The organism is Coriobacteriia bacterium (genome assembly GCA_034370385.1).
Classification (GTDB): domain Bacteria; phylum Actinomycetota; class Coriobacteriia; order Anaerosomatales; family PHET01; genus JAXMKZ01.
Window position 1 is genome coordinate 233,927 of sequence record JAXMKZ010000051.1, and the last position, 13,022, is coordinate 246,948.

The window sequence follows — 13,022 nt, forward strand, 5'->3', positions numbered from 1 at the left end:
CGTGAAGGGCGAGCGCGTCCCGGACGAAGCTCCCGGCGCTCCCGAAGCACCCTGGGACGGCATCGAGCGGCGGAGCGGGATCAAGCGCCGCAGGCGTCGCGTGTACCGATTCGTCGACCGCAGAAGCGGGTTCGATCGCCGACGTCGGTACCCGGTTCTGGGGACCATGCGCGATCATCCGTGGACCCTGGTCGTTCTTCTCGTGCTGCTCAATCTCCTGTCGCTTCTGGACGGCGCGTTCACCGCCGTCGAGCTGGCGTTCGGCTTGGCCGCCGAGGGCAACCCCATCTTGAACGCAGCGGTGCAGCGGAGCCCTTGGCTTGCCGTGGCGGTCAAGATCGGCGCCATGATCGTGGTGACCTACGTCATCTGGCACGGCCGACGCAAGCGCATCATCCTCGTCTTGGCGTTGCTGTCCCTCGCGCTGTTCGGCGCGGTCGTCGCCTACCACTGGGGGACGTTTTGGGGCATGGGCTGGATCTAGCAGCGGTCACGGGCCGACTGCGCCTAGAAATCGACGTAGATGAAGTCGCTCGCGCCCGACGCGAACAGCGCCACGGCGACAAGCAGTGCAGCCCAAGCGATGCCCCAGCCGATGTCTGCGAGCGTCTCGCGGACGCGTTTGCTCACGTCACATCCCTCCCACGGTCAGCCGCTGCAGCATGAGCCAGAACCGATCGACGGGCATGGCGAACAGCCCCCACCCGAGCGTCACGAGCGCGAAGGTGACCGCGGTTCCGAACGCACGGCCGGTGAGCTCACGGAAACGCGACGTCGCGCGCGCGGATTCGCTCTCGGGGTCACGGGGGCCCGCCAGACGCGGCCGCACCGCGCGTGTCCACAGGCGATAGCCCGCGACAAGGACGCCGTGATAGAGCCCCCACGCCAGGAAATGCCACTCGGCGCCGTGCCAGATGCCCGAGACCGCGAACGCGGCGATGATGTTGAACAGCTGGCGCGGCAGCGAGCAGCGGCTGCCACCGAGCGGGATGTAGACGTAGTCACGGATCCACGACATGAGCGACATGTGCCAGCGGCGCCAGAACTGGGCGATGTTTCGGGCGAAGTAGGGGCGCGCGAAGTTCTCGGGCACGGTGATGCCGAACAGCCGCGCGGATCCGATGGCGATGTCGCTGTAGCCGGAGAAGTCGAAGTAGATGCGCAGCGAGTAGGCGACGAGGGCGACGGCGATCTCGCCTCGGGTGGCGAAATCGACCGCGTCGTTCGTGGCCAGCAGCGCGATCCACAGCGTGAGCGTGTCGGCGATGACCACCTTCTTGGCCAGGCCGATGAGGATGCGGGTCACGCCGACCCCGACGTCATCGGCGTTCGCACGCGCTTCGCGGACCTGCGCGCTGAAGCCTTGGAAGCGCTTGATGGGGCCCGCAACAAGCGTAGGCGCGAAGAACGCGAATCCGAGGAAGTCGCCGACGCCGTGGCGGGGGATCGTGCCGCGACGTGAGTCCACGAGGTAGTGGACGAACTCGAACGTGAAGAACGAGATGGCGAGGGGCACGCGCACGTCCTCGACGCCCGGCAGTCCACCGGCTGTAGGGCTTGCTGGAGCACCCGTCAGCAGCGGCAGTTCCGTGGGCCCGCCCGGCAACGCGAGCACCGTCTGGACAATCAGCGGGCCGTACTTATAGACGGCGAGCAGCCCCAGCGTGACGACGAGACCTGCGGCCAGGCCCCACCCGCGCCCGCGCGGCACCAGACTGCGCGCAGCCACACCGGCGAACACGTACACGAGAGCCACTTCGAGGGCCAGAATGCCGACGAACGCGGGCGAGAAGTACCAGTAGAACACCGCCCCCGTGGCAAACAGCCACCACGGCTTTGCCCGCATCGGCAGGGCGCGGAACACAAGGGCGGCCACGGCAAGCCCGATGAAGTAGCCGACCTCGCTGAAGATCATGGCGCACCGCCAACGGTTGCCGAGGTCTCGGCCCAGAGCGACTCGGCGGCGGCGCGCGTGCCGCTGGCGGTGGTGTGGCTGATGTCGATGAAGTCGGCCGTGCGCCACGCCCGCGCGTCGTTGAGGTCGACGAAGCGCAGGCCGTGGCGCTCCACCGCCCGGCGCATCGCTGCGACGTTGCGGGAGAGACGTGCCTCGTCGAGATAGTCGTAGGACGCCAGTGCCGCCACGTTGAGCGGCGCGAGGAAGACCACCGCGGTGGCGTCACGGGCCGCGAGGTCGGCTGCGAGCACCTCGAGCGCAGCGAGTTCCGCATCGCCGGGTTCCAGTTCGAACTCAGCGTCGCCCGCCCACTCTTCTGCGAGCAGGGTCTGCTCGTCGGGCGCAAGGTCGTCGAAGGAGCCGGCAGTCGTCGGCTCCTCGTCCCACGTACCCAGCGTGAGCTCCTCCCACTGGTCGTGCAGGCGCTCGTCAGGCGCCGCGCCCAGCAGGCGCGAGGCGAGCACATCGCGCATCCCATACAGGCGCCAGATGCGCCTCAGTGCGCGGTCGGCCGCGCCGGTCACATCGAAGGCGGGTGTGGGTTCGGTGAGCGTTGCCGCGGCTTCGGTGGGCAGCACGGGCTCGCCCAGGAGGCGCGGGAGTTCGGGGAAGCGGCGCGTCACGCCGCCGCGCGCGGCTGGGCTGAACGTGCGGTAGGTGATCTGTACGAAGACGACGTCGGCGTCGCGTGCTGCCGCCCGGGCGAGGGTGCCGGTGTCGGCCACCAACTGGCCGTTGAAGGCGAGGTTCACGACGACCGATTCTTTGCCGCGCTCACGTGCGATCTGCGCCCATCGTGCGGGCAGCGTCTGTTCGCCGTCGGCAAGGCCGTCGCCCCACGTGGGCGAGGCGCCCACGAACGCGACGACCGGGGCGGATCCCGGTGCCGCTTCGCGCACGGTCTGCAGGGCCATAGGCACGGCCGAGGACGGCAGCGCCTCGGGGGCCCGCCAGCTCTCGTCGATGTGCGGCTGCGGGCCAGCGGCCAGGATGGCGACGACGTCGACGAGCGCGAGTGTGGCGAGACAGACCGCTCCGCGTACGAGGAGCCGCCGCGCGCCTAAGGGCTCGCGGGGCGCACGGTGATGCGTCGGCGCGGCCTCGCGAGACCCTTCTCGGCTCCATGGCATCTTCACGCCGCCTCCACAACCTCCACTCCGCTGCCCTCTTTCACGTGACCGCCCAAGTGTGCCAGAGTGGGGAGCTGGACCGAAGGGGGCAGGTCCACTTGGGCGCGTTCGCGCGACCGACGTGCGACGGGTGAGGGCTCGACCGCACAGCACAGCCTCCGCAGATACCAGTCCGAGACGGGGGCAACATGGACGTTCGTCAGCATCCGCTTCATCGCTTAACTTCACGGTTTTGCTCGGTCGCGCTCGCGATTGCGCTCGCTGCGCCGACGTGTGCGCCGCCAGCTGAGGCCGCACCGAGGCCGACGGGTAGCCCGACGTCACGCTACACAGGCGTGGTTACGCGCGCTCAAGGCGCTTCGCCTCAGTTCGCGGCCAAGGGCCGTCCCGGCAAGCGCGTCGTGGCGCGATGGGCGCCGGGTGTACCCGACATTCAGATCGCGGCCGCCAGCGCACGCCTCGGGTTCGAGGTCGTCGCAGACGATGCGCAGCTGGGCGCCGTGCTCGTGGAGCCAGCCGATGACCGGATGAGCGCACAGGAACTCGTTGACCTGCTGCTCTCGAGCCGGCTGGCGAAGTCGGCACGTGTCGAGCAGATCTACATGATTGCGGCTGCACGGCCCAACGACCCGCTCTTCGGGTCGCAGTACGCTCTTGAGAACACCGGTCAATCAGGTGGCACCCCTGGTGCGGATGTCGCGGCCAGGCTCGCCTGGGATCGCGGGACGGGTTCGAAGGACATGGTCGTCGCTGTCGTCGACACCGGTGTCGACATCGAGCACGAGGACCTCGCCGCGAACATATGGACCAACGAAGATGAGATTCCTGGCAACGGCGTCGACGACGACCGCAACGGTTACGTTGACGACGTCAACGGTTGGGACTTCTCGATGAACGATGCGACCGTGTACGACGCGGCCGACGGCGACCAGCACGGCACGCACGTGGCGGGGATCATCGGTGCGGCCGGCAACAACGGCCTCGGCATCTCCGGCGTCAACCAGAGCGTCACGATCATGCCCGTGAAGTTCCTCGGCCCGTGGGGCGGCGGGGAGTACCAAGGTGCTCTCGCCATCCGCTACGCCGTCGACAACGGGGCCGACGTCATCAACTGCTCCTGGGGCGGCGGCCCTTCGGACGTCATCGGACGAGCGCTCGACTACGCGGCCGAGCACGGCGTTCTCGTCGTGTGTGCCGCGGGCAACTCGGCCACGGATCTGGACGCCCTCAAGGACTTCGAGTTCTTCCCCGGCTCGTACGAGAGCACGGCCGTGCTCAACGTGGCGGCGACTGATCGGAACGACAAGCTGGCGAGCTTCTCAGACTATGGTTCCCGGTTGGTCGATGTGGCCGCGCCGGGCGTGGATGTCATGTCGACCTTGCCCTATGAGACCACCGCTCTTCTCGTGGACAAGATGCCGTACCGCATCGCGTACCTTGCGTTCGCCCCTGAGGCTATCTCGCCGGCTGAGACCGGGCGTCAGGCGATCGTGCGGTCCATGGCGGAGCTCACAAGCGCAAAGGACGACCCCGTCCTGCTCGTGGACGACAGCATGCCGACGCTGACCAAAGAGATCGCAGGTGTCCGTCGGGGGTTCTACGCCGGCGCGCTCACGTCGAGCGGCTACACGAATGTGCGCACCTGGAACACGCAGGAGCAGGGTGCGCCGAAACCATCCGACCTTGAGGGCAAGGTGGTCGTCTGGTTCACAGGGTCCACAGCAGGTGGCTGGTACCCGGAGCTGTGCATCACTGACGCCGAGCGTGCCGCTTTGGGAGCGTACCTCGACGGAGGCGGTCGCCTGCTCATGGCGAGCGGCGAGATCGGCACCGACCTCGGTCTGTGGAGTGACCCCACCTGGTTCGCAAAGTACTTCCGCGCGCGCACCGTCATGTACGAGACCTGGGGTTACCAGCTGCGCGGCAAGCCCGGCACCATCTTCGCTGGGCTCGCCGGCGAGCTTTCGCAGGCCTATCGGTGGCCTGACGGCGGGGAGACGAAGCGCTGGCCGACGGGCTGCGACTCCGTGGTTCCGGCAGACGCGTATGCCAGGCCGCTCGCGGCCATGGGTGGGTATGGAGAGCTCTCGGGAACGTCGATGGCGTCACCGGTGGTAGCGGGTGCAGCGGCGTTGCTGATGTCGCAGCAGGTGGCCGCAGACGCCGAGGACGTTCGGCTACGGCTCGAGAACACGGTCGATGAGCTCGCGAGCTTGCGTTCGCGCATCGGCTATGAGGGCCGCATCGATGCGGCTGCGGCTGCGGGGGCGTATCTGGGCCGCCCCGCGTCACTTGAGCCCACCGCTGGCGTTCGTCCGCTGCGCGCCGGCAGCGCGCAGACGGCGAGCTGGAAGATGCCGCGTGGCGCCTCGCCCGACGCGACGTTCGAGGTGCAGCACGGACTCCCGGTCACCGCGCTGAATGAGGGATTTGAGGCGGGCGGCGTCCCCGTGCGTTTCACGACTCCCGTCGGTGCCCGTCCGTGGTACGTGACGAATGACCCGGCGCTCGTGCACTCGGGCGGGAGTGCGGTGCGGAGCACCTCGATGCAACCGGCAGGTTCCGTGGAGATTCTCCAGGAGATCCTTGAAGACTGGGGCGGGATCATCATCTGGTCGACAAGCGGCGTGGAGACTTCGGCGGTGGAGGCGAAGGTCACCGTACCCGACGGTGGTGGCACGCTGTCGTTCTGGTGGAAGATGGACGCCCTCGATCCGTGGGGGGACTTCTTGGTCGATGGCGAGTACCGCGCGTTCATGTGGCCGCTGCCCGTTTCGTGGCGTCGCGTGGAGGTGAAGCTTTCGCCCGGCGAGCATACGCTCAAGTGGCAGGTCGCCAAGTTTTTCGGCGACTTCACCTACGGGAACGACTGCCTCGCCCTCGACGACGTGAAGCTTGTCGTGAACGAGTTCTCGACGGTGGCGACTGCGCCCGCGGGCGCGCGTTCGGCCACCTTCACCGTGCCGGTCGCTGACGCATCGGACACGGTTCTGCGAGTTCGGTCAAGGACCGCCACGCGCACGTCGCCCTGGGTGTACTCCAAGGGGCTGCGCGTATCATCCGATCTTCTCGCGCCTTCTACGCCTGTCGGCGTGACCGCGGCTGCGGGCAGCGACGGCCAGATCCGGCTCGCGTGGACGAATCCCTCCGCGGCGGACTTCGACCTCGTGCGGATCGTCCGCCGAGTCGGTGCATCGCCGACCGGGTCGGAGGATCCGAGTGCGACGGTCGTCTATGAGGGCAAGGCGACGACCTTCACTGACACGGGCCTCGCTCACGGTGACGACGCCCACTACGCCCTCTTCTCCTATGACGTCGCAGGCAACAGCTCCTCGCCCGCGCGCGTCCAAGCCACCGCTCAGGACACAACCGCTCCCCGCAGACCGGTCGGCCTCCGCGCCGCAGTCGAAGACGGGTTCGTCGGCGTTTCGTGGCTCAGCCCTGAGTCGTCACGCACCGCTGCAGCGCGCGTGGTGCGCCTGACCGGTCCGAGCGGTTCGATCGACGATCCTGGCGCGCGGCTCGTGTTCGACGGACGCGGCGCACACGCCTTCGACTACGAGCTTTCACGCGTTGCGACGAAGACGACGGCGTTCTACGCCGTGCAAACGTATGACCTGTCGGGGAACCGCTCTCAGGTTGCCACAACCAGTATCGTCGTCGACACCCGAGGTCCACGAGGCTCGATCACCGTCGCTGAGGGCGTCGAGTCTGTGTCTGAGACGCGGGTCTCGGTCGCATGCGATGTGATCCGTGCGACTGAGATGCGCTTCAACGGGGGCACGGGCTGGAGTGCGTGGGAGCCTTTCGCGCGTTCGGCGGAGGCGACACTTCCGCCGCGTGAGGGCATGCAGATCGTACGAGGCCAGTTCCGTGACGAGAATGGACAGTTCAAGGAGCTCAGCGACCAGGTCTACCTCAATCTCTCCGCGCCGCCTGCCCCGCGCAGTCTCGTGGCGTCGGTCGCTCCCGGCAAGGTCAAGTTGACGTGGGACGCGGTCCAGGTGACCGACATCAAGGGCTACCACGTCTACCGGTCGGATGGTCCTGATGGACCTTGGCGGCGCATCGCCCGAGTGAACGCGCCGGTACAAGGCGGCGAGGAGCCGATGCCCACGCCGATGCCCATGCCCATCGGGGATCCCGGCATGCCGGGAATGCCCGGAATGCCGGGAATGCCGCAGTCTGCTGTGGTGACACCCACGGTCTCGTACCTGACACCGGACTTGCCGGCGGGACGCACACACTACTTCGCAGTGGCTTCGGTCGATCGCGAGGAGCTCATCGGCGCACGCTCGGCTGTCGTTTCAGCGCAGGCCGGCGCACCGGTCCGCCGCGTGGCGGGTCGCGACGCCATCGATACTGCCGTTCGGGCAAGTCGGAGCGCGTTCGACGCGGTCGACACGGTGGTCGTCGCACGCACCGACCGGCCGCTCGACCAGCTCACAGCGGTCGGCCTCGCCGGGTCGCACGGGTCGCCCGTTCTCCTTACCGCGCCTTCAGGTCTTCGGACTGACGCCGTAGCCGAGATCCGCCGGCTCGGTGCCACGCGCGTGATACTGGTCGGTGCGGATGCTGCTCAAGCCGCCCGTGCGGAGGCCGCTTTGGGGAGTGACGTCGTCGTGAGGGCAGTGTCCGGCCGTGACGCGTACGCCACTGCCGCGGCTGTCGCTCGCGAGATGGCGAGCACCGAAGCGACGCTGTCGGACAGCGTATTCCTCGTGAACCCTGCACGTCGCAGCCACGCGGTCGCGGTGCTTTCGGCCTCGTACGCGACGCACGCACCGATCCTGTTCATGCGTCAGGGATCGGTGCCTGACGCCACGCGCGAGGTCGTGGATGAGCTGGACTTCGAGATGCTCAGAGTCGTCGGCGGGGAGGAATCCATCTCCGAGGATGCACTGATGAGTTCTCTCGGATGGGTGCCACGTGAGCGCCTTGAGGGCTCCAACCTGTTCGAGACGGCGGCGATGCAGGCGCAGATGACCGCAGCCAGCAATGTGGCGACCTTCGGTGCGGTCGGCATCGTGAACCCGGCGAGGATCGCCGAGGCGGCGGCCGGCGCGGCTGCAGTCGGAGCCCACGGCGGCCTTCTGGTGCTCGTGACCGCCTCAGGGCCGCCCGTGACGAGTCGCGCCCTCCTGCAGCAGAACGCGCTGACCATCGCAGACGTGAGCGTCTACGGCGGCACGCCGACCCTGGGCGCCAGCGGCTTCCGCCGTCTGATCGATGCGCTGAGCTGGCGCCCCGATCCGTGGGGAGAGCCGGGTGTTCCGCCCGGCGTTCACTAGCTCAGCTGCGTTACCACACTGCACGATGGTGTCGTCACTTCCGCAAGGGGGTGACGGCATCATCTGTTTCCCGGGTATCCTAGTGTAGGGCGTTCGCAGGACGTATCCCGCTGCAAACAGGCACAAGGGAGGTCATCATGAGTCGCTCAAGGCGCGCCCTGACGATAGCGATCGCACTCATGCTCGTCTTCTCGCTTGCCACCACGGCTGTGGCCGCCGTCAAGATATACGAAGGCAAGGGCGTCGCATCTGCCCGCCTCGGGATGCGTGACTCGACGGCTGCCTCGAAGATCGGCAAGGTGACGAAGTCGTATCGCGACCGCAGTTACGCGGGCCGCGTGGTCTACCGCTACTGCTTCGGTCGCAAGATGAAGAACGGTCGCTACCCGCTCGAGATGTTCAGCGACAAGCAGCGCAAGGTGTTCCAGTTCAGTGCGAACACGGGCTCGTATGTCACCACGAAGGGCATCAAGGTCGGCTCGACTGAGAACGCCCTCCGCAAGGCGTACGGGAGCAAGTTAGTGAAGCGCGACGGTTCGGTCTACGACCGCTACACGCTGGGGAAGGCTCCGGCGACGGACTTCTACGTCAAGGGCGGCAAGGTGTCCTCGATCATCGTGAGGGCGCGGTGAGCGGGGCCGTGAACCTGCGATCCGCGCGATGGGCGGTGCGCTGCGTGGCGGTGCTCGCGGTTGCGGGGCTCTGCTGTGCGGCCCCGACTATCGCGCCGGCGCTCGAGATGGGCGCGAGCGTGCGGGTCACGGTCGCCGACGCTGCTGAAGGCACGGTGCTCGTCGTCGTCACCGCTCCGCAGGCAGCGCAGGTCGGGGTCTCCCTTGACGGTGCGGCCCTCGCGAGTGCGCCGCAGGAGTCCGGCGTAGCCACCTACGGACCCTTTGCGCTGAGCCGGTCCGCCACGGTGGTTGCCGTGGGCCGCAACGGCAGCGGTGCCGTCGTATGGAGCAGCGAGACGCTGGTCGACCCTGCCCGTTTCGTGCCGGCGACACCGCGGGTGAGCCTGTCCAGCGGCCGCGCGGTCGGTCGCACGGTTTCGTTCGACATCTCCTCGAACGAAACCATAACCGGGGCGTTCGTCGCCGTGGGCGATGACGTGCGCATGGCTCTGGAAGCGACCCGGGCGGCGGGCGGTTCCCTTCGCATGGACGATCTCGCGCTGCCGTACGGCCCAACGTGGCTCACCGTATCGGCGAGCAACGCGTTCGGACGCTCGAAGCCGGCGCGACTGCGTCTCTACAACGTGGGCACGCTGGCAGACATCCCCGCCGCATCGCGCCTGGTGCTCGTCGACAAGCGGGCGATGCGCACCTACCACGTGCTCAACCGGCGTGTACTGCGTTCATGGCCGATCGCGACCGGGATGCCGTCGACGCCCACGCCGCGCGGGCTCTTCCGTCTGGGTTCGGCCCAGTCCTCAGGTGGCGGTTGGGGCGTCCTGCGGCGCCCGCTCCAGAAGCGCAGCGGCAGTCGCTGGGTCGGTACCAGCTACTACATCCACGGAACGAACGAGCCGTGGAGCATCGGCATGATGGCGAGCCACGGCTGCGTGCGCATGTTCAACTCGCATGTGCGCCAGTTCGCGAGCACGGTGCCCACGGGGACGCGTGTGCGTATTCGCTAGCAGCGAGTGTGTAGATCGCGCGAGTCAAGTAGAATGCCACTCGCCCTGCGAGCGCTCGCCAGCGACCGTGTCTTGCGGGTCACATCCGCACACATACCCCGAAAGGCGTGACACCCGATGACCACACATACCGTGACTCTCATCCCCGGCGACGGCATCGGACCTGAGCTCACCCGCGCGATGACCCGTGTCGTCGAGGCCACCGGCGTCGACATCGTCTGGGAGATTGCCGAGGCCGGTGCCGACCACATCGACACGTACGGCACGCCGCTGCCCGCGTCGACGCTCGACTCGATCCGGAAGAACAAGGTCGCCATCAAGGGCCCCATCACCACCCCCGTCGGCACGGGCTTTCGTTCCGTGAACGTCGCCATTCGCAAGGAGCTCGACCTGTACGCGTGTCTGCGCCCCGCGTTCTCGATCCCCGGCTCGGGGGCTCGCTACGACGACATCGACATCGTGATCGTGCGCGAGAACACCGAGGACCTGTACGCCGGCATCGAGTTCGAGCAGGGGAGTCAGGACGCCGCGGACCTCATCAAGTTCGCGGCCGACCGCGGCGCTGGAATCATCCGCCCGGACTCGGGACTGTCGCTCAAGCCCATCAGCATCACCGGCACCGAGCGGATCGTGCGCTACGCATTCGACTACGCCATCGCCAACGACCGCAAGAAGGTCACCGCGGTGCATAAGGCCAACATCCTCAAGATGAGCGACGGCCTCTTCCTGAAGGTGGCCCGCGAAGTCGCCGAGGAGTACAAGGACTCGGGTATCGAGTTCGAGGACTACATCGTGGACGCCACCTGCATGCAGCTCGTGCTGCATCCCGAGTGGTGGGACGTGCTCGTGCTGCCGAACCTGTACGGCGACATCGTCTCTGATCTGTCGGCCGGGTTGATCGGCGGACTCGGCATCGCGATGGGCGCTAACATCGGCACCGACTGTGCGGTCTTCGAGCCGGTTCACGGCTCTGCGCCCAAGTACGCCGGCAAGGACATGGCCAACCCTACGGCTGAGATCCTCTCGGCGATGCTGATGCTCAAGCACCTCGGCGAGGTCGAAGCGGCCGACCGTGTGCTGGAGGCGGTTCGCACCGTCATCGGCAAAGGCGAGAAGGTCACCTACGACGTCAAGCGCTCGAACACCGGCAGCACCGATGGCTGCGTGGGTACGCAGGCTTACGCCGACGCGCTCATCGAGGCGCTGTAGCGCAGCAACCAAGCGGGGAGGGGCGTGTGGCACAGGTCCCTGATGGAACGCGACGTCGGCTGCTTGCGGTGGCCGCCCTCATCGGCGTTGCCGTCGCGACGGTGGCCGTGGTGTGGATGATGCTGTCGGGGCAGCAGTCCGATGACGCCGCGCGCCCAGCGCCCGGCATCGAGGGGGCTGTCGAGACGAGCGCGCCGCCGGACCCGTCCTCGACACCGACCCCGGCAGCGCCCGCGACCACCACCGGTGCTCCGAGGCCCGCACCCGTCCAGCCCGACCCCGTGACATCGGAGCGAATCGTCTATCGCCGAGATGGAGCCCTGTTCCTGGCCAAGTCGGACGGTTCCGGCGAGAAGCGCCTCGTGTCTTCGCCTGAGGGTCCCTATGAGCTGTCTCCGGACGGGGACGTGCTCGCGCACGTTGACTCGGGACGTCTCCAGCTTGTGAGAACTTCCGACGGCGCTGTCATGAAGGTCGGCGCAGCGCTCGGCGACGATGCCGGCATCGGAGGGTGTCTCGCCTGGACACCGGACTCGAAGGCGCTCTACTTCACACGCGCAACCGCCGAGGGACGCGACGTCTGGCGGACGGATCGGGATGGTGGCGCTGCCGTGCGCGTGACGCGCGGGGGATGCCCGTCCGTGTCGCCCGATGGCCGCGTCGTTGCCGTCGTGGACTCTGCCGACGGCGTGGTGCGCGTCTCCCGGGACGGCGGGAGGTTCATGGCGATGCCCGCTCCGAGTGGCGTGCCGGTCGCGGTCGCTGCAGGTGACAGCGCGCTCTATGTGTCGGTGCTCAACGCCGACGGTTCGACGGCCCTGGTGAGCACCGGACTCGACGGGCAAGGCGAGGTGCGAATAGCGGGTCCACCCGCAGATGCTCCGCGTGTCAGCTGGGGATCGTTGTGGTTGTCGCCCGACGGATCCCGGCTGGCGGCGCTGGCGGTCGGTGATGATCGCTACTCCCGGGTTGCCATCGTGGATCTTCGGACGCGCGAGGTGCGTCCGCTCAGTGCGCGCCGCGACAGCTACGCGCGGTACTGGAGCAGCGGTGGCACCCATCTCTACTACGTCGAGGGCAACGCCTATCAGGGAGAGGCCACGAACCTGCTGCGTGTGGACAGGTTGGGCGCGGGCCGCCGCGTGATCGCCGAGGGCGCCGAGTAGGCGCGCCGCGACCAACGCGATGCGGATACGGGTGAGGGTATCGCCGCAGCTCAGAGGGCATGTAAGGAGCTCCGAAACCTGAAGAAGTGTGACGGGTATCACTATTGACTCGGTCGCAACCCAGCGTTCATCATTGCTCTTAAGTCGCGTTCATCGGTGGAGGGGGCGCTCCGGCCCGGGTTCGCGACGAATGATCGGAAGCTATGACCCGCCACCCCGTGATCTGGGCACCTGGGTGGCGGCGAGCCAGTGGTGCAACCGGCCGAACACAGGACTTGTCCGGACGGTTATTTGCTTCGCTTGCAGCGTCCAACCAACCCAGTATGTCTGCAGCTTCGCAATCCGACGGACGTGTATGAACTCTGCCTGCCGGGGCAGATGTCCGTCGAATGCGAGGAGCGCATCATGAAACGTCTATTCCTTCTGGCGACGCTTGTCTTGGCGGCTGCCGGGGTGCTTGCAGCATCTGCGTTCGCTGCCAGCCCGGCTACCCTTGTCGACTCAGGCTTCGAGAACGGTGTCGACGGAGCGAGCCTCGCCTCTCCGCCCTGGGGTGTGACGGGAAGCCCCCAGCGCCGTGAGTACGACACCGCACGCGCCAAGGTCGGTACGAAGTCCGCCTGGATACAG

At 67.5% G+C, this 13,022-nt stretch carries 10 protein-coding genes and 1 riboswitch; of the genes, 7 read left to right on the plus strand and 3 right to left on the minus strand.

Annotated elements, in window-relative coordinates; all coding sequences use genetic code 11:
* Position 1: 1 nt before the first annotated feature.
* Entirely contained in the window at positions 2–484 is a 483-nt protein-coding gene (locus U1E26_11170; GenBank protein MDZ4170194.1) for a DUF5658 family protein, read from the plus strand.
* 23 nt (positions 485–507) lie between these two features.
* On the opposite strand, the gene U1E26_11175 is transcribed toward U1E26_11170, so the two are convergent.
* From U1E26_11175 to U1E26_11185, 3 genes are read right to left on the minus strand one after another with little or no spacing between them, the layout of a single operon-like run.
* On the minus strand, positions 508–630 hold the full coding sequence (locus U1E26_11175) for a hypothetical protein (protein MDZ4170195.1): 123 nt from the start codon (positions 628–630) through the stop codon (positions 508–510).
* Between the two features lies 1 nt (position 631).
* Positions 632–1,915: an MBOAT family O-acyltransferase gene (locus U1E26_11180; GenBank protein MDZ4170196.1), complete on the minus strand. Its 1,284-nt coding sequence runs from the start codon at positions 1,913–1,915 to the stop codon at positions 632–634.
* A complete protein-coding gene (locus U1E26_11185) occupies positions 1,912–3,093 on the minus strand; it encodes a hypothetical protein (protein ID MDZ4170197.1) in 1,182 nt (393 codons plus the stop codon). The genes U1E26_11180 and U1E26_11185 overlap by 4 nt, the downstream gene beginning before the upstream one ends.
* A gap of 182 nt (positions 3,094–3,275) precedes the next feature.
* Between U1E26_11185 and U1E26_11190 the strand changes: the two genes are divergently transcribed.
* The 6 genes from U1E26_11190 to U1E26_11215 form a co-directional block, all read left to right on the plus strand.
* Positions 3,276–8,378 carry a S8 family serine peptidase gene (locus U1E26_11190; protein MDZ4170198.1) on the plus strand — a complete coding sequence of 1,701 codons (5,103 nt, stop codon included), beginning with the start codon at positions 3,276–3,278 and terminating at the stop codon, positions 8,376–8,378.
* 137 nt (positions 8,379–8,515) lie between these two features.
* On the plus strand, positions 8,516–9,010 hold the full coding sequence (locus tag U1E26_11195; protein MDZ4170199.1) for a hypothetical protein: 495 nt from the start codon (positions 8,516–8,518) through the stop codon (positions 9,008–9,010).
* 8 nt (positions 9,011–9,018) lie between these two features.
* Positions 9,019–10,017, plus strand: a complete 999-nt coding sequence (locus U1E26_11200; protein MDZ4170200.1) for a L,D-transpeptidase — start codon at positions 9,019–9,021, stop codon at positions 10,015–10,017.
* Between the two features lie 117 nt (positions 10,018–10,134).
* Positions 10,135–11,226 (plus strand): isocitrate/isopropylmalate dehydrogenase family protein, encoded by a 1,092-nt coding sequence (locus tag U1E26_11205; protein MDZ4170201.1) that lies wholly within the window; start codon positions 10,135–10,137, stop codon positions 11,224–11,226.
* 26 nt (positions 11,227–11,252) lie between these two features.
* Positions 11,253–12,392, plus strand: a complete 1,140-nt coding sequence (locus U1E26_11210) for a hypothetical protein (protein ID MDZ4170202.1) — start codon at positions 11,253–11,255, stop codon at positions 12,390–12,392.
* A gap of 187 nt (positions 12,393–12,579) precedes the next feature.
* Positions 12,580–12,665, plus strand: a riboswitch (cyclic di-GMP riboswitch).
* Positions 12,666–12,797: 132 nt separating this feature from the next.
* Positions 12,798–13,022 (plus strand): hypothetical protein (locus tag U1E26_11215; protein MDZ4170203.1); only part of this gene is annotated, 225 nt, incomplete at its 3' end.